13 protein-coding genes are annotated in these 16,581 nt (G+C 74.3%); 7 read left to right on the top strand and 6 right to left on the bottom strand.

Annotated elements, in window-relative coordinates; all coding sequences use genetic code 11:
* Positions 1–206: 206 nt before the first annotated feature.
* Positions 207–3,503, top strand: coding sequence for a sacsin N-terminal ATP-binding-like domain-containing protein (locus ACFY4B_RS28820; RefSeq protein WP_380740368.1), 3,297 nt, complete (start codon positions 207–209; stop codon positions 3,501–3,503).
* On the opposite strand, the gene ACFY4B_RS28815 is transcribed toward ACFY4B_RS28820, so the two are convergent.
* The 3 genes from ACFY4B_RS28815 to ACFY4B_RS28805 form a co-directional block, all read right to left on the bottom strand.
* Positions 3,467–3,736, bottom strand: coding sequence for a hypothetical protein (locus tag ACFY4B_RS28815; RefSeq protein ID WP_049655012.1), 270 nt, complete (start codon positions 3,734–3,736; stop codon positions 3,467–3,469). The genes ACFY4B_RS28820 and ACFY4B_RS28815 overlap by 37 nt on opposite strands.
* 79 nt (positions 3,737–3,815) lie before the next feature.
* Positions 3,816–6,275, bottom strand: a complete 2,460-nt coding sequence (locus ACFY4B_RS28810; protein WP_387972718.1) for an HAD-IC family P-type ATPase — start codon at positions 6,273–6,275, stop codon at positions 3,816–3,818.
* 52 nt (positions 6,276–6,327) lie between these two features.
* Positions 6,328–6,651, bottom strand: a complete 324-nt coding sequence (locus tag ACFY4B_RS28805) for a DUF2530 domain-containing protein (protein ID WP_074005466.1) — start codon at positions 6,649–6,651, stop codon at positions 6,328–6,330.
* Between the two features lie 176 nt (positions 6,652–6,827).
* Between ACFY4B_RS28805 and ACFY4B_RS28800 the strand changes: the two genes are divergently transcribed.
* Entirely contained in the window at positions 6,828–8,288 is a 1,461-nt protein-coding gene (locus tag ACFY4B_RS28800) for an NCS2 family permease (RefSeq protein WP_049655021.1), read from the top strand.
* 195 nt (positions 8,289–8,483) lie between these two features.
* Positions 8,484–8,942, top strand: a complete 459-nt coding sequence (locus tag ACFY4B_RS28795; protein WP_387972714.1) for a ricin-type beta-trefoil lectin domain protein — start codon at positions 8,484–8,486, stop codon at positions 8,940–8,942.
* Between the two features lie 83 nt (positions 8,943–9,025).
* Here ACFY4B_RS28795 and ACFY4B_RS28790 read toward each other — a convergent pair whose 3' ends face one another.
* On the bottom strand, positions 9,026–9,475 hold the full coding sequence (locus ACFY4B_RS28790) for a VOC family protein (protein WP_117489107.1): 450 nt from the start codon (positions 9,473–9,475) through the stop codon (positions 9,026–9,028).
* Positions 9,476–9,606: 131 nt separating this feature from the next.
* On the opposite strand from ACFY4B_RS28790, the gene ACFY4B_RS28785 reads away from it, so the two are divergent.
* Together ACFY4B_RS28785 and ACFY4B_RS28780 are read left to right on the top strand one after the other, a co-directional pair.
* Positions 9,607–10,530 (top strand): DUF4231 domain-containing protein, encoded by a 924-nt coding sequence (locus ACFY4B_RS28785; RefSeq protein WP_387972711.1) that lies wholly within the window; start codon positions 9,607–9,609, stop codon positions 10,528–10,530.
* Positions 10,531–10,733: 203 nt separating this feature from the next.
* Positions 10,734–12,452: a hydrogenase maturation protein gene (locus ACFY4B_RS28780; RefSeq protein ID WP_074005468.1), complete on the top strand. Its 1,719-nt coding sequence runs from the start codon at positions 10,734–10,736 to the stop codon at positions 12,450–12,452.
* A 189-nt stretch (positions 12,453–12,641) separates the two neighbouring features.
* Here the strand turns inward: ACFY4B_RS28780 and ACFY4B_RS28775 are convergent, their stop codons facing one another.
* Together ACFY4B_RS28775 and ACFY4B_RS28770 are read right to left on the bottom strand one after the other, a co-directional pair.
* A complete protein-coding gene (locus ACFY4B_RS28775; protein WP_375876453.1) occupies positions 12,642–13,490 on the bottom strand; it encodes an MHYT domain-containing protein in 849 nt (282 codons plus the stop codon).
* Positions 13,491–13,773: 283 nt separating this feature from the next.
* Positions 13,774–14,268 carry a VOC family protein gene (locus tag ACFY4B_RS28770; protein WP_234348557.1) on the bottom strand — a complete coding sequence of 165 codons (495 nt, stop codon included), beginning with the start codon at positions 14,266–14,268 and terminating at the stop codon, positions 13,774–13,776.
* 123 nt (positions 14,269–14,391) lie between these two features.
* Here ACFY4B_RS28770 and ACFY4B_RS28765 point away from each other — a divergent pair, with 123 nt between their 5' ends.
* Together ACFY4B_RS28765 and ACFY4B_RS28760 are read left to right on the top strand one after the other, a co-directional pair.
* Positions 14,392–14,826, top strand: coding sequence for a MarR family winged helix-turn-helix transcriptional regulator (locus tag ACFY4B_RS28765; protein ID WP_030235202.1), 435 nt, complete (start codon positions 14,392–14,394; stop codon positions 14,824–14,826).
* A gap of 88 nt (positions 14,827–14,914) precedes the next feature.
* Positions 14,915–16,561 carry an MFS transporter gene (locus ACFY4B_RS28760; RefSeq protein WP_387972782.1) on the top strand — a complete coding sequence of 549 codons (1,647 nt, stop codon included), beginning with the start codon at positions 14,915–14,917 and terminating at the stop codon, positions 16,559–16,561.
* Positions 16,562–16,581: the final 20 nt, after the last annotated feature.

The following is a 16,581-nucleotide window of genomic DNA, read 5'->3' as shown; positions in this document are numbered from 1 at the left end:
GCCCAGGCTTCCGCGGCCCGCCCGGTCACCGACCGGTGCGGGCCGCGGTGCTGTCCGGACGGTTCCGCGCGGCTCCGGGCGGGTGGCGGGGGGCGCCGTCGGCGCCGTCCCGGGGCCGACGCCGGCGGGGTCCGTGGTCGGGAGCAGTCGGTGGGGCAGGGAAGAATGCCCTACGACGAACAGGGCAGCGGAAGGTGGCAGGTCCAGTGGAACCTCGGATCATCGGCAGCGGCACGGACGAGCACCTCGCGGACCCCTTCGGGAGCGCCGCGCTGCGCCGGCGGGTGCTGGACGCCTGGGCCGCCTCGCCGTCCCGGTTCCGGGAGGACGCCAACGCCGAGGAGGAGCTGGCGCTCGGCGGCTACCGGGACCGCCTGGTGGTCGAGTTGGCGCAGAACGCGGCCGACGCCGCGGTCCGGGCCGGCCACGGCCCCGGCCGGCTGCGGCTGACCCTCGCCGACGGCGTGCTCGCCGCCGCCAACACCGGCGCCCCGCTGGACGCGGCCGCCGTCGAGTCGCTGTCCACCCTGCGCGCCTCCTCCAAGCGCGGCGAGGCGCCCGCCGTGGGCCGGTTCGGGGTCGGCTTCGCCGCCGTCCTCGCGGTCACCGACGAGCCCGCCGTGCTGGGCGCCGGCGGCGGGGTGCGCTGGTCGCTCGGCGAGGCCCGGTCGCTGGCCGGGGCCCAGCCCGAGCTGGCCGAGGAGCTGCGCCGCCGGGACGGCCACGTGCCGCTGCTGCGGCTGCCGTTCGCGGCCGAGGGCACCGCCCCGGAGGGCTACGACACGGTGGTCGTGCTGCCGCTGCGGGACGCCGCCGCCGAGGACCTGACCCGCCGTCTGCTGGCCGGGATCGACGACGCGCTGCTGCTCACCCTGCCCGGCCTGCGCGAGGTCGTGGTGGAGACCCCGGACGGCGTCCGGACGCTCACCCGGGACGCCGCCGAGACCCGCCCGGACGGCGTCACCGAGGTCACCGTCACCGACGACGCGGACGGCCGGCCGCGGCGGACGGTCTGGCAGACCGCCGGCGCCTCCGGCACGCTCGCCGCCGAGCTGCTGGCCGACCGGCCCACCGAGGAGCGCGCCCGCCCGTACTGGACGGTGACCTGGGCCGTCCCGGTCGGCGAGGACGGCGCCCCGCAGCGGCCCCGGATCGCCTCCGTGCTGCACGCGCCCACCCCCAGCGACGAGCCGGTCGGCCTGCCCGCGCTGCTGATCGCCTCCTACCCGCTGGACTCCACCCGCCGGCACGTCGCCCCCGGCCCGCTGGCCGACTTCCTCACCGAGCGGGCCGCCGACAGCTACGCCGAGCTGCTGCGCGCCCGCGGCGCCGACCTCGGCTCGCTCGGCCTCGTCCCGGCCCCGCTCGGCCAGGGCGCGCTGGACAACGCGCTGCGCGCCGGGGTGCTCTCCCGGCTGCCCGACACGCCGTTCCTGCCGCACCCGGCACCGGTCGAGGAGGGCACGCCCGCGCTGCGGCCCCGGGACGCGACGCTGCTGGAGGGCGCGGACGGCTCGGTGGTCGAGGCGCTCTCGCCGATCTTCCCCGGGCTGCTGCCGGCCGGCCTGGAGCGCCGTACCGAGCTGCGGGTGCTGAACGTGCGCCGGGTGCCGCTGGCCGAGGTGGTGGACCAGCTCGGCGGCCTGGACCGCGAGCCCGCGTGGTGGCGCAACCTGTACGCGGCGCTCGGCGCGGCCGACCCGGAGGCGCTCGGCGCGCTGCCCGTCCCGCTCGCCGACGGGCGGACGGTCACCGGGCCGCGGCGCGTCCTGCTGCCCTCCGAGGACGCCGACTGGGCGGCCTTCCCCGGCTACCCCGGTTCGCTCGCGGGCGCGCTCGCGGCGCTCGACCTGCGGCTGGCCCACCCCGAGGCCGCCCACCCGCTGCTGGCCAGGCTCGGCGCCGGCACCGCCACCCCGGCCGGGGTGCTGGACACCCCCGAGGCGCGGGCAGCCGTCGCCCGCTCCTACGAACTGGCCGAGGACGACCTCGACGCGGCGCTCGAACTCGCCGACGCCGTCCTGGCGTTGGTGAAGGCCGCCGCCCCGGAGCCGGGCGCCCACCCCTGGCTGGCCCGGCTGGCGCTGCTCGACGACGAGGGCGAGCCCGCCCGGGCCGGCGAACTCGTGCTGCCCGGAAGCCCGTTCGCCGCGCTCGCCCGCGAGGAGGACGCCGGCTGGGTGGACGACGAGCTGCTGGAGCGCTGGGGGTCCGAGGTGCTCGCCGCGGTCGGCGTGCTGGCCGACTTCGTGCTGGTGCGCGCCGAGGACGTGGTGCTCGACCCGGACGACCTGGAGCGGCTCGACCCGACCGTCCCCGCCGACCGCGCGGCCGGCGGCCACCCCACCGGCCTGCTGGACGAGGCGCCGGACGGGCTCGCCGAGTGGGCCGAGGACGCGCTGGAGGCGCTGCAGGCCGACGAGGCGGTCGGCGTCCCGCCGGTCGCCGCCGAGCTGCTGGCCGTGCGCGACCTCGACCTGGTGGACGACGACGCCTGGCCGGAGGCGCTCGCCGCGCTGGCCCGCCCGCCGTACCGGGAGGCCGTGGTCGGCCCGGTGCGCACCCTGCTGCCGGACGGCTCGTACGCAGACCTGCCGCCGTACACCGCCTGGTGGCTGCGCGACCATCCGGTGCTGGCGGGCCGTGAGCCGGCCGGCCTGCGCGCCGCCGGGGCCGACCCGCTGCTGCGCGGCCTGTACGACGAGGCCCGCACCACCCTGGACGAGCAGTTCCTGCACGCGCTCGGGGTGCGCACCACGCTGGCCGCGCTGCTCGCCGAGCCGCACGGGCCGGACGAGGTGCTGGACCGGATGACCGACCCGGACGCCGAGGTCGGCCACCGCCAGCTGCACGGCATCCACACCGCGCTGGCCCGGGTGGACCGCGAGCGGATCGAGCCGCTGGACGTGGTGCGGGCGCTGCCGCCGATGGACCCGGACACCGGGCGCCGGCCGGCCCACACCGTGGTGGTGGACGCCACCGAGGCGGTCGTCGCCGACGCCCCCGACCTGGTCCAGCTGCTGCACCCGTACCCGCTGCTGCCGGTCGCCCCGGCGCTGGCCGCCGACCTCGCCGAGCGGCTGCACGTGTCGCTGGCCAGCGAGGTGGCGGGCGGCCGGGTGCTGTCCGAGGGCGTGCTGCACCGGGTCCCGGCGGTGGTGCGGGAGCTGCTGCCCGGCTGCCCGGTCGCCTACGAGGAGCACGAGGAGCTGCTGGTCGTCGGGCCGGACGGCGGCGAGGCGGCAGTGGACTGGCGCTGGGACACCGGGGCGGACACCCCGGAGCCGCCGTACGACCCGGAGCTGGCCGAGGCCGGCGACGAGGACGACGAGTTCGAGGTCCCGCCGGTGCCCGGCCTGCTGCACGCGGCGACCCCGGAGGGCCTCGCCGCAGGGCTGGCCTGGTCGGTCGGGCAGTGGCACCGCCGCTTCGAGGTGCTGGCCGCGCTCAGCGAGCCCGACCGCGCCTACGAGCTCTCGGCCGCCCGGGACTTCGAGGGCTGAGCCCCGCGGCGCGCACCGGTCGGCCGGTCGGTGCGCGCCCGCAGCCGCCGGTAGACGGCGGTGGTGGCGGTCAGCCAGACCGCGCCGAGCGTCACCAGCGCGGCGGTCCGCAGCGCGGGCGTGGGCCGGACGGTCAGTCCGACGCCCGCCATCGCCAGGGCGGCCAGTCCGGCCGCCGCCAAGCCGCCCAGGAAGGCGATGAACGCCTCCAGGTCCCCACCCCTGCGTGCCATTCGGCACCCCCTTCCGGGGTCATCATCGGGTGTGCGCGGGGGGCTTGTCACGCGGTGGCGCTGCTGGCCGGCGGCTCCGTCACTCCATGCCGCGGCGCTTCATCACGCGCCAGGCGATCTCCAGGGCGATGCCGCAGACCACCGCGACGGCGACGCCCGTCAGCGGGTCGCGGTAGCCGACCAGGGAGAGGTCGAAGAACGACTTCAGCGGGGGCACCAGCAGGACCAGGGCGAACGCGCCGCCCATGGCGCCGATCAGCAGCAGCCGCCACCAGTTGTACGGGCGGGCGACGATGGCGAGGACCCAGATGGCGATCAGGAAGAGCGTCAGGGTGGCCACGCTGGTGTCGGCCTTGAGGTCGGTCGCGTGGTCGGTGCGGGCGAGCGTGTAGGCGACGAAGGTGCCGGTGCCGGCGATGGCGCCGCCGGGGACCGCTAGCCGCAGCACGCGCTTCACGAAGCCGGTGCGGGCCCGCTCGTTGTTGGGGGCGAGGGCGAGGAAGAAGGCCGGGATGCCGATGGTCAGCGAGGACAGCACGGTGGAGTGCCGGGGCAGGAACGGGTACGGCGAGTGGGTGAAGATCACCAGGAGCGCCAGCAGGACCGAGTAGACGGTCTTCACCAGGAAGAGTGAGGCGACCCGCTCGATGTTGCCGATCACCCGGCGGCCCTCGGCCACCACCGACGGCAGCGAGGCGAAGGAGTCGTTCAGCAGCACGATCTGGGCGACCGCCTTGGTGGCGTCGGAGCCGGTGCCCATCGCCACGCCGATGTCGGCGTCCTTGAGCGCGAGCACGTCGTTGACGCCGTCTCCGGTCATCGCCACGGTGTGGCCGCGGGACTGCAGCGCCCCGACCAGCCGGCGCTTCTGCTGGGGGGTGACCCGGCCGAAGACGCTGGTCCGGTCGGCGGTCTCGGCGAGCTGCTCCGGGTCGGTGGGCAGGGAGCGGGCGTCCAGCGGGTGGTCGGCGCCGGGCAGGCCCAGGTGGCCGGCCACCGCGCCGACCGAGACCGCCGAGTCGCCGGAGATGACCTTGGCCCGGACCCGCTGGCCCTCGAAGTAGCGCAGGGTCTCGGCGGCGTCCGAGCGCAGCCGCTGCTGGAGCACCACCAGGGCGAGCGGGGTGAGGCCGGCCGCCGGGTCGGGGGAGTCCAGCGGGACGGGGGTGCGGCCCAGCAGCAGCACGCGCAGGCCCTGGGCGCCCAGTTCGTCCACCTCGGCCAGGGCCGGGTGCCCGGCGGGCAGCAGCACGTCGGGCGCGCCGAGCAGCCAGCTGGCCTCGCCGCCCTGCGGCTCCAGCAGCTGCACGCCGCTCCACTTGCGGGCGGAGGAGAAGGGCATCGCCTCGATCACCCGCCAGCCGTTCCGGCCGGAGGCGGCGCCGTCGTCGCCGCGCCCGTACGCGTCGATGACCGCCTGCATGGACGGGTTGGGGCGGGCGTCGGCGCCGGCCATCACGGCCAGCGCGTGTTGGACGGTGTCCTTGTCGACGGCGGCGGGCTCCCCGTCGGAGAGCACCCGCAGGTCGACCACGTCCATGCCGCCCTCGGTGAGGGTGCCGGTCTTGTCCAGGCAGACGGTGTCCACCCGGGCCAGGCCCTCGATCGCCGGGAGCTCCTGGACCAGGCACTGCTTGCGGCCGAGCCGGACCACGCCGATCGCGAAGGCGACCGAGGTCAGCAGCACCAGGCCCTCGGGGACCATCGGCACGATGCCGGCCACCATGCGCCGGACGGCCTCGCGCCAGTCCCGGCCCTCGACGGCCAGCTGGCTGATGATCAGGCCGAGGGCGGTGGGGATCAGCAGGTAGGTGATGATCCGCAGGATGCTGTCGATGCCGGTGCGCAGCTCCGACTTCACCAGGGTGAACTTGCTGGCCTCCTCGGCGAGCTGGGCCGCGTAGGCCTCGCGGCCGACCTTGGTGGCGGTGAACGCGCCGGCCCCGGCCACCACGAAGCTGCCGGACATCACCTGGTCGCCGGGCTGCTTGAGGACCGGGTCGGGTTCGCCGGTGAGCAGCGACTCGTCGATCTCCAGGCCGTCCGCCTCGGTGACCTCGCCGTCCACGATCACCTTGTCGCCGATGCCGAGCAGCACGGTGTCGTCGAGGACGATCTCGGAGACGCCGACCTGCCGGGCGGTGCCGTCCCGGCGGACCTGCGGGCGGGCCTCGCCGATCAGGGCCAGGCTGTCCAGGGTCTTCTTGGCGCGCAGCTCCTGGATGATGCCGATCGCCGTGTTGGCCACGATGACCAGGCCGAACAGGCCGTCCTGGATCGGACCGACGATCAGGATGATCCCGAACATCACGCCGATGATCGCGTTGAAGCGGGTGAAGACGTTGGCGCGGACGATCTCCCGGGTGGACCGGCTGGACCGTACGGGGACGTCGTTGACCTGGCCCCGGGCGACCCGTTCGGCGACCTCGGCGGTGGTCAGGCCGCCGCGTCGGCCGGGCAGCAGGCCGAGGGGGTGGGCTCCGTCCGGGCGGTCTCCGTCGGCCGGCTGCTCTTCCGCCGGCTGGGCAGGCTGCGTCATGGCACCGACTCTACGGGCGCCTTATGTCCGGTGCGTGCTACTAAAGGACTATTCAGTCCGACCGAGTGGCCGGGTCCTGGCCGTCGTCGCCGGTCGTCCGTTCGGCCGTGTGCGCGGCCGCCTCGGCCGCCTCGGCGGCGCGGCCGCGGGCGATCGCGTCCCGCCGGGCGCGGCAGTACCAGAGGCCGATCAGGCCGAGCAGGCCGCCGGAGAGGCAGATCCACGGCCAGGTGCCGTGGCCGTGCGCCGAGAGGCTGCCCTGGAAGGGGAGCAGGGCGAGGAAGGCGATGAACCACAGCACCGTGCCGCCGCCGACGATGGCGACGTCGTTGGCCTCCAGCGGAGGGGGCGAGGGGTGCAGTGGCGTCTTGGGCATGGGGCCTAGCGTACGGTGCGGTGGGGCGGCTGCGCGGGTGCCGTGACCCCGCGCGGGCTCTACGCGCGAAGATAGCGCGTGTGCGATCGGGAAACGATACTTGAGGCCCTGCGCCCGGCCACCGTCGCCCCGGGCGTTCCCACCCCCTCCTCAGCTCCCCCACAGAGGACGCACGCATGCCTGTGGTCCAGCCGACCACCGAGTCGCCCGAACCCGCCGACGCCGCGCCGCAGCCCCCCACGAGCGCCGTCGACCGCTTCTTCCGGATCAGCGAGCGGGGCTCCACCCTGCCGCGCGAGATCCGCGGCGGTGTCGCCACCTTCTTCACCATGGCGTACATCCTGGTGCTGAACCCGATCATCCTGGCCAGCGGCACGGACGTCACCGGGGCTCACCTGAACAGCGCCCAGCTGGTCACCGCCACCGCCCTCACCGCGGGTCTCACCACCCTGCTGATGGGCGTCATCGGCAACGTCCCGATCGGCCTGGCCGCCGGACTCGGCGTCAACACGATCGTGGCGCTCCAGCTCGCCCCCAAGATGACCTGGCCGGACGCCATGGGCATGGTCGTGCTGGCCGGTTTCGCGATCATGCTGCTGGTCGCCACCGGGCTGCGCGAGCGGGTCATGAACGCCGTCCCGCTCGGCCTGCGCAAGGCCATCGCGATCGGTATCGGCCTGTTCATCAGCCTGGTCGGCCTGGTCGACTCCGGCTTCGTCAGCCGCATCCCGGACGCCGCCCACACCACCGTCCCGCTCCAGCTCGGCGGCAACGGGCACCTGCTCGGCTTCCCGGTGCTGATCTTCGTGATCGGCCTGGTGCTCACCCTGGTCCTGCTGATCCGCAAGGTGCCCGGCGCCATCCTGATCAGCATCGCGGTCTCCACCGCGCTCGCCGCGGTCATCGACAAGGTGGCCGACGTCCCGGCGCTCAAGTGGGGCCTCACCGTCCCGACCTGGCCGGGCAACCCGGTCTCCGCGCCGGACTTCGGCCTGGTCGGCAAGGTCAGCCTGTTCGGCGGCTTCGAGAAGGTCGGCGTGCTGACCGGCCTGCTGTTCGTCTTCACCGTGCTGATGTCCTGCTTCTTCGACGCGATGGGCACCATCCTCGGCGTGGCCGACGAGGCCCACCTGCTGGACGAGAAGGGCGACCTGCCCGGCATCAACAAGGTCCTGATGGTCGACGGCATCGCCACCGCGGCCGGCGGCGCCACCTCGGCCTCCGCCAACACCTGCTTCGTCGAGTCCACCGCCGGCGTCGGCGAGGGCGCCCGGACCGGCTTCGCCTCGATCGTCACCGGCCTGCTCTTCGTGGTGGCGCTCTTCCTCACCCCGCTCGCCACCATGGTCCCGGCCCAGGCCGCCACCCCGGCCCTGATCACCGTCGGCTTCCTGATCCTGGCCAACTCGATCAAGGAGATCGACTGGGCCGACTACACGATCGCGATCCCGGCCTTCCTGACCATCGTGATGATGCCGTTCACCTACAGCATCACCAACGGCATCGGCATGGGCTTCATCGCCTTCTGCGTGCTGCGCCTGGCCGCCGGCCGCGGCCGCGAGGTCCCCGTCCCCATGTACGCGGTGGCGTCGGTCTTCGCCTTCTACTACCTGATGCCGGCCTTCGGCCTGCTCTGACGGCCCCCGCCGGTTCTCCGACGGCCCCGTCCTCCCGCTCGGGAGGGCGGGGCCGTCGGCATTCGCCGCAGCGGGGCTTCACACCTTCGGGTTGTTCTGCGGACGGGACGGTCGTGGCGCCTTGCCGGCGAGGGAGGTTCCCGGGTAGGAGCGCGGACCCATGACCGCGTACCCATGACCTGAAAGGAACCAGTCGTGAGCCGTACAACGGCTGCCGCGATGATCGGCGGCGCAGTCCTCGCTCTGACCATGACGACGGCCCCGGCCGCCTCGGCGCAGCCCGAGGGCCGGGTCGGGCAGATCCAGAACCTCCACTTCGGGCGGTGTCTGGCGGTGAACCCCGACCAGACCGTCGGGCTGGGCCCGTGCATCCCCGTGCCGCCGTTCCTCTGGGACGTCCCGCGCGAAGGGACGGGGCAGATCCGCAGCCTCGCTGCGAACGCGTGCCTGACGGACGTGGACACCAGCAACCCGTGGGGCCACGCCGTACTCCTCCCGTGCACCGGCGACCTGCGCCAGGTGTGGGAGACCTTCGACTACGACGGTCCGTTCATCAAGAACGTCCTCACCGGCCGGTACCTGAAGGCCAACGACTCCGAGGTCGTCTACGTCGGCAGTCAGACCGGGTCCCACCCGGAGTGGGCCGTCCTCTGACGGACGGCGCCGGGCCGTGCCCGTGGGGCCGGCGGTGGTCGGGGAGTCGACCGCCGCCGGCCCCTTCGCGCGCCGGGGGCGGGTCAGTGGACGCAGAACTCGTTGCCCTCGGGATCCTGCATGACCGTCCAGGCGCCGCCGGGCTCGTCGACGTGGCGGAGGGTGGTGGCGCCGAGGGCGGTGAGGCGGGCGACGGTGGCCTCGCGCTCGCCCGGGCCGGGGTGGACGTCGAGGTGCAGGCGGTTCTTGCCCTGCCGGGGCTCGGGGACGGCCTGGAACAGGACGCGGCGGCCGAGGCCGGTGTCCGAGGCGGGGTCGAACGGGTCCTCGGGGTGGCGGACGGCGGCCAGGGAGCGCCAGGCCGGGTGGCCGTCCACCTCGGTGAGGGCCTCCGGGCCGACCGCGCCGGCGGCGAGCAGCCGGGTGATCAGCGCGCCGTGGTCCTCCGGCGTGTACTCCAGGGCGGCGGCCCAGAAGGCGGCCTGGCGGTGCGGGTCGGCGCAGTCGATGACGAGCTTCCAGTGCAGCGGCATGTAACCGTTTTTACCGGTTGCCCGGGGGTCGGGCAATGGCCGGCCGTCAGAAGTTGTCAAAAAGGCGCCCGTGTAGGCCAGTTGGCGGTGGGAATACTGGCTGGACGGAGAAGGGGGAGGGGACTCGACCGATGGTGCAACAGGATCCGCCGGGGGGCGTCGAGGCGCAGCTGCTGCCGGAGCTGTTCTGGACGACGGACAAGGCCTCGCTGGACGGCCAGCGGGAGACGCTGCGCTGGTACCGCGGCCTGATCGCGATGCTGGTGGTCGCCGCCGTGATCGGGTCGTTCCCCGACCCGGACGACAAGAACGCCCTCGACATCTGGCCGCTGTTCTCGGTCGCCGCCTTCCTGGTGGCCGGCTACTTCTGGTCCCGGCTGCGCCGCGGCAACCCGCAGGGCCGCTGGTACCAGGCCCGGGCGGCGGCCGAGTCGGTCAAGACGCTGGCCTGGAAGTACACCGTCCGGGCCCGGCCGTTCGACGGTGCGGCCGAGTCCGAGGACACCGACCGCGGCTACCTGCTCCAGGTCGAGGACGTGCTGCGGGCCTTCGAGGACCCGGAGATCGTGCCGCCCGGCAGCGTCGCCGAGATCACCCCGGAGATGCGCCGGCAGCGCGCCGAGAGCCTGACCACCCGGCGCACGCTCTACTTGCGCACCCGGGTCGAGGGCCAGCGCACCTGGTACCGCTCCCGGGCCGAGGCCTGCGACTCGCAGGCGGTCTCCTGGGGGCTCGGCGTCGCGGTGCTGATCATCGTCGGTGCTGCGGCGGCCATCGCCCAGGCCACCGGCGCGCTGCCGGTGCACGTCTTCGGCGCCACCTCGGCCGCGGCGGCGGCGATCATCGCCTGGACGCAGCTCAAGCAGCTCGGCCCGCTGGCCGCCGCTTACCAACTGGCCGCGCGGGAGCTGGAGAACGTCGGCAACCAGCTGTCCGACCTCGACCTCAAGGCGCCGGACGCCGAGGCCCGTTGGGCCCGGCTGGCCGCCGAGGCGGAGGACGCGGTCTCCCGGGAGCACACCACCTGGCGGGCCCGCCGGGCGTTCCCGCGCTGAGCCGGGCTCGCGGGACGGGCGGGGGCGGGAGCGGCGCAGAGTACTCGACCGGAGCGGGGACTTGGGGAGATCCGGCGAAACGCGGGGTGCGGGTGTGCGGGGTGCGTGAGAGTAGGGCGCCCAGGTGCGGACCGTAATCGTTACGTGTCCATGCCCTGGTTTCATCGCCTGCGCGCGACCCCAGTTCCCGCCGGAGGCCCTCCTTGCGCATTCTCCTGATCGCCAGCGCGTTCAACAGCCTGACCCAGCGCGTCCACACCGGGCTGCGCGAGCGCGGCCACCAGGTCGCCGTCCAACTCGCCCTCGGTGACGAGCAGATGAGGGCGGCGGTGGTCCGCACCGACCCCGAGCTGATCATCTGTCCGATGCTCACCAAGGCCGTCCCGCAGGACATCTGGTCGACCCGGACCGTCCTGATCGTCCACCCGGGGCCCAAGGGCGACCGCGGCCCCTCCTCGCTCGACTGGGCGATCACCGAGGGGGCCGAGCGCTGGGGCGTCACCGTGCTGCAGGCCGTCGAGGAGATGGACGCCGGCGACATCTGGGCGTCCGTCGAGTTCCCCGTCCCGGCCTGCGGCAAGAGCGAGTTGTACCGGGGCGAGCTCGCCGACGCCGCCGTCGAGGCCGTCCTGCTGGCCGTCCAGCGGTACGAGGGCGGGCTGTTCACCCCCGAACCGCTGGACTACGCCCGGCCGGACGTGCACGGCGAACCGCGGCCCCCGCTGCGCCAGGAGGCCCGCCGGATCGACTGGGAGCGGGACGACACCGCCACCGTGCTGCGCAGGCTGCGCGCCGCCGACTCCCAGCCCGGCGTGCTGGACGAGCTGTACGGACGGGAGTTCTTCCTGCACGGCGGCCACCCCGAGGACGAGCTGCGCGGCCCGGTGCCGGGCGCCGTGCTGGCCACCCGGGACGGCGCCATCTGCCGGGCCACCGTGGACGGCGCGGTGTGGATACCGCAGCTGCGCCCGCGCCGCACCCCCGGCGGGCCGGCCACCTTCAAGCTGCCGGCCGCCACGGTGCTCGCCGACGAGCTGTACCGGGTCCGCGAGGTGCCGGTGAGCCCGGAGCGGGCGAGCGGCCGGGACACCTGGTCGGAGCTGCGCTACCACGAGGAGGGCGAGGTCGGGTTCCTCGAATTCGCCTACGCGGGCGGGGCGATGAGCACCGACCAGTGCCGCCGGCTGCTCGCCGCCTACCGGGAGGCGGCCGAGCGGCCGACCTCGGTGCTGGTGCTCGGCGCGCCCCGGGACTTCTTCTCCAACGGGATCCACCTCAACGTCATCCAGGGCGCGGCCTTCCCGGCGCTGGAGTCCTGGGAGAACATCAACGCGATGGACGACGTCGTCGAGGCGGTGCTGACCACGACGGACAAGGTGACGGTGGCGGCCCTGGCCGGGAACGCGGCGGCCGGCGGGCTGATGGCGGCGCTCGCCGCCGACGAGGTGTGGTGCCGGGACTCGGCCGTGCTCAACCCGCACTACCGGCTGATGGGCCTGTACGGCTCCGAGTACTGGACGTACACCCTGCCCCGCCGGGTCGGCGCCGAGCAGGCCGGGCGGCTCACCGCCGAGGCGCTGCCGGTCGGCGCGGACCACGCCCGCCGGATCGGCCTGGTGGACCGTACGGTCGGCGGGGACGCGGCCGGGTTCCGCCGCTGGGTGGCCCGGGAGGCGGCCCGGATCGCCGCCTCGCCGGAGCTCACCGGGCGGCTGGTGGACAAGAAGCGCCGCCGCGCGGCCGACGAGGAGGCCAAGCCGCTGGCCGAGTACCGGGCGGAGGAACTGCGCCGGATGCACGCCGACTTCTACCGGGCGGGCGAGCCGTACCACGCGCTGCGGCGGGACTTCGTGCACAAGGTCTGCCCGGTGGCCACGCCGGAGCACGTGGCGGGGCTGCTCGGGCGGCCGGCTCAGTCGTAGGCGGACCGCGGAGCGGTACGCGGCCTGTGCGGTCGTAACGGCCCGCGCGGGCACAGGGGTTCGCGCGGGCCGGCCGAGCTGCGGCGGGTCGCGCGTCGTACGGGGAGGGCAGGAGCGGGACGGGCGGCGCCCGGCCGGGGTGGGGGGCCCGGCCGGACGCCCGCTCGGGCCCCGCTCCCGTACCCGGCGTCAGTGCCGGGCCGCCCCGCCCAGCGGCTGTCGCCGCTGCGGGACGAACTGGCCGTCCGGGTCGCCCGGGGTGCGCGCGGCCCGCGGGGGCAGCGGGGCGGCCGGACCGGCCAGCAGGGGTTGGGAGTCGGGTCGGCTCGGGGAGACGGCGAAGGCCAGCGAGCCGAAGAAGACGTAGCAGCCGAGCCCGACCCCGAGCGGGAAGATGAACTGGAGCGCCATCACGCCGCCTTCGGTGGAGCGCGAGAAGTCCAGCTGGACGGAGAGCGCCGCCATGCCGGTGTAGTGCATCGCGCAGACCGCCACGCCCATCACCGGCGCCGCCGCCAGGACGGCGAGCGTGCCCCGGATGTTCAGCGCGGCCCAGAGCGCGGCGGTGGCGGCGACCACGGCGATGGCCACCGAGGCCGCCACGACGGTCCGGTCGTAGCCGAGCCGGCCGGGCAGGACCATCGCGGCCATGCCCAGGTAGTGCATCGCGGCGACCCCGAGGCCGGTGGTCAGCCCGCCGACCAGCAGGGCCGGGGCGCGGCGGCGCCAGTACCCGACGGTGAAGAGCCCGATGCCGACCACGGCGACGGCGACCAGCAGGCTGAGCACGGTGAGCAGGGGCCGGTAGCTGATCTCGGCGCCGGTCACGGAGAAGCCGAGCATCGCGATGAAGTGCATCGACCAGATCCCGGCGCCGAGCGAGGTGGAGGCGAACAGCAGCCAGACGACCCGGGTGCGGCCCTGGGAGACGAGCGCCCAGCGGGCGCTGCGCAGCGCGACGAAGGCGCCGAGGCAGGCGACGAAGTACGAGACCGCCGGGGTCACCCAGCCGTGGTCGGCATGGTGGATCGCACCCAAGAGAGCTCCCTGGACGAGGGTTGAGGGCACCGGGGCGCGGGAGGGCGCGGCTGGTCGGGGAAGGCGCGCGGCGAACGGGCACCGGAGCGGGAACGCCGTCCCGCGGGGAGGAGCCTGGCGTGTGGTGCCCCTGACAAGGGGGAGATTAGCCATCGACCGGCAGTCGCACAATGTTCGCGTTTTTCGTGAAGTCCCAGGTCAGGATGGGCCTTTACGCGGCCTGCATGATCCCGGCACCAACCCCTGACACCGCCTGCGCACCGTCCCCGGCCGCCTTTGGTGCTTACTCCAAGGGGGCTAGTCCGAACGGGTGGCCGGCCGGGTCGATCAGCACCCGCAGCGTGCGGCCGTGCTGGTAGGCGGGCTCGGTGGCGCCGAGCGCGAGGGCCTTGGCGGTGGCCTCGTCCAGGTCGTCGACGTAGAAGTCGAGGTGGAAGTGCTTGCTGCCGTCCGGCTCCGTCCACGGCTCCGGCCGGTAGCCGGTCACCCGTCCGAAGCCCAGCGGGCTGCCGCCCTCGGGGTTGTCCAGGATGGCGAAGTGGTCGTCCGCGTGCCTGGTCTCCCACCCCAGCAGTTCGCCGTAGAACGAGGCCAGCGCGACCGGGTCGGCGCAGTCGATGGTGACCATGGCGAGCCGGCCGAAGCCGGTGTCGGCGGGCCCGGTCGGCCCGGTCGGCTGGGGCTGCTCGGACGACCGGGGCCGGTCGGACCGTTCGGACGACTGCGGCCGTCCGGACGGCTCGGACCGCTCGGACCGCTCGGTGGCGAGGTCGGACATGGCAGGTCGGCCCTTCTGGGAGTCGAGAGCTGGGGCCCATCACCAATATGGCACCGGGGTGACCCTCCGGCACGGCGGCGGATCTCATTTTCCTTAGCGAGAGTAATGACGTAAGCTAAAGAGATGCCCGAGATGTCCGAGCAGGACCTCGCAGCGATCAGTCAGCTGCGATCGTCCACGATGCGCCTCTCCCGACGACTCAAACACCAGAGGGTGGAGGAGTCGCTGAGTCCCACCGAGATGGGAGTGCTGGGCACCCTCGCCCGGTGCGGGAAGGCGACGCCGGGTGAGCTCGCCCGGAAGGAGCACGTGCAGCCTCCTTCGATGACCAGGATCGTCGCGATGCTGGAGGAGAAGGGGCTGGTGCGGCGCGAACCGCACCCCGAGGACCGCCGACAGGTGGTCGTCAGCAGCACCGAGCAGGCCGAGACGATCCTCGCGGAGAGTCGTCGGCGCCGGAACGTCTGGCTCGCCGAGCTCGCCCAGGGGCTCGACGAGGAGGAGTGGGCCGTCCTCAGGGAGGCCGCGCCCGTGCTCTACAAGCTCGCACACCTGTAGCCGTACACCCGCGGTCCGTACGGCCGCAGCTCGTACACCTCTGAGGCACACCGACCCCGGCCGGCCGCCGGGAGAACAAGGAGCCCGCATCACCGCAGGACCGACCACCGACACCAGGAGCGCGACGGCCACCGCCAAGGCCGTCGCGCCGCGAGGGGAGACCAACGTGACACCGACGGCCGCAGCCAGCGCCGCCATCCGCACCGACGAGCCCACCACCGACCCCGCCGCGGCCAGTGCCGCGGCCGCCGAAGCCCAGGCACCCGCCCCCACGGGACTGCCCGGCAACGGCGACGACGACCCCGACGAACGCACCGCGGCGGACCCCGCCGCTCCCGGCCGATCCCACCCGTCGCCCACCACCACCCTTCCTTCGGCGAGCTCCGCTCGGCCCCTCTCGTCGGCCACATCTCCCGCAGGCGCCCGCTTCACGAGGCCCGGGGGGATGTTCTCCTCCCTTCGCGTTCGCAACTACCGCTACTACTTCGCCGGCCAGGTGGTGTCCAACACCGGCACCTGGATGCAGCGCATCGCCCAGGACTGGCTGGTGCTGAGCCTCACCGGCAGCCCGCTCGCGGTCGGCATCACCACCGCCATGCAGTTCCTGCCGATGCTGCTGCTCGGACTGTTCGGCGGCGTGCTCGCCGACCGGATGCCCAAGCGCCGGCTGCTGATCTACACCCAGGGCGCGATGGGCCTGCTGGCCGCCGGCCTCGCGGTGCTGACCGTCGGCGGCGTGGTGACGCCGTACTACGTGTACGCCTTCGCGCTGCTGCTCGGCCTGGTCACCGTGGTGGACAACCCGACCCGGCAGGCCTTCGTCTCCGAGATGGTCGGCCCGAAGGACCTCGCCAACGCCGTCAGCCTGAACGCCGCCAACTTCCAGACCGCCCGGCTGGTCGGCCCCGCCGTCGCGGGCCTGCTGATCGCCGCGGTCGGCAGCGGCTGGGCGTTCGCCGTCAACGCGCTGTCCTTCGCCGCCGTGATCGGCGGGCTGCTCGCGATGCGGGAGTCCGAACTGCGCCCGACCGCGCCGATCGCCCGCGAGAAGGGGCAGTTGCGCGAGGGCCTGCGGTACGTCAAGGAGCGGCCCGAGCTGCTCTGGCCGATGGTGCTGGCCGGGTTCATCGGCACCTTCGGCTTCAACTTCCCGACGCTGCTCTCCGGTTTCGCGTACGACACCTTCAAGGTGGGCGCCGGCCAGTACGGCCTGCTGAACACCGCGATGGCGATCGGCTCGCTGGCGGGTGCGCTGCTCGCCGCCCGCCGGGGCGTGCCGCGACTGCGCCGGCTGGTCGGCGCGGCGCTGGCCTTCGGAGCGCTGGAGGTGGTCGCCGCGTTCGCGCCCGACTACTGGACCTTCGCGCTGCTGTTGATGCTCATCGGGGTGTTCGGGCTGAGCTTCAACACCTCCGTCAACTCCATGCTGCAGTTGTCCACCGACCCCGAGATGCGCGGCCGGGTGATGGGCCTGCTGGTGCTGGTCTTCACCGGCGGCACGCCGATCGGTGCCCCGGTCGTCGGCTGGGTGACCGCCTCGTACGGGCCCCGGCTCGGCCTGCTGGCCTGCGGACTGGTCTCCGCGGCGGCGGCCGGCGCGGTCGGCCTGGTGCTGGCCCGCAGCGCGGACCTGCGGGTGCGGTTCGACCTGCACCCGGGCCGCGGCGGCCGGGTGGTGGCCTTCGTGTCGCGGACCGGTGCGGCGAGCAAGTCGGAGCTGGCGGCGGCCTGCTGATGCCGTGTCAGGCCCCCGGG

The sequence above is a fragment of the Kitasatospora sp. NPDC001261 genome (assembly GCF_042896795.1).
Classification (GTDB): Bacteria; Actinomycetota; Actinomycetes; order Streptomycetales; family Streptomycetaceae; genus Kitasatospora.
The sequence above is the reverse complement of the archived record's forward strand: the minus strand, read 5'-3'. Positions and strand labels throughout refer to the sequence as shown.

Coding starts and splice junctions, on each gene's coding strand:
- ACFY4B_RS28815 (WP_049655012.1), bottom strand. CDS start 3,736: ATGGCACGCAGGGGTGGGGACCTGGAGGCGTTCATCGCCTTCCTGGGC.
- ACFY4B_RS28790 (WP_117489107.1), bottom strand. CDS start 9,475: ATGCCGCTGCACTGGAAGCTCGTCATCGACTGCGCCGACCCGCACCGC.
- ACFY4B_RS28765 (WP_030235202.1), top strand. CDS start 14,392: ATGCCCGAGATGTCCGAGCAGGACCTCGCAGCGATCAGTCAGCTGCGA.
- ACFY4B_RS28770 (WP_234348557.1), bottom strand. CDS start 14,268: ATGTCCGACCTCGCCACCGAGCGGTCCGAGCGGTCCGAGCCGTCCGGA.
- ACFY4B_RS28805 (WP_074005466.1), bottom strand. CDS start 6,651: ATGCCCAAGACGCCACTGCACCCCTCGCCCCCTCCGCTGGAGGCCAAC.
- ACFY4B_RS28800 (WP_049655021.1), top strand. CDS start 6,828: ATGCCTGTGGTCCAGCCGACCACCGAGTCGCCCGAACCCGCCGACGCC.
- ACFY4B_RS28785 (WP_387972711.1), top strand. CDS start 9,607: ATGGTGCAACAGGATCCGCCGGGGGGCGTCGAGGCGCAGCTGCTGCCG.
- ACFY4B_RS28810 (WP_387972718.1), bottom strand. CDS start 6,275: ATGACGCAGCCTGCCCAGCCGGCGGAAGAGCAGCCGGCCGACGGAGAC.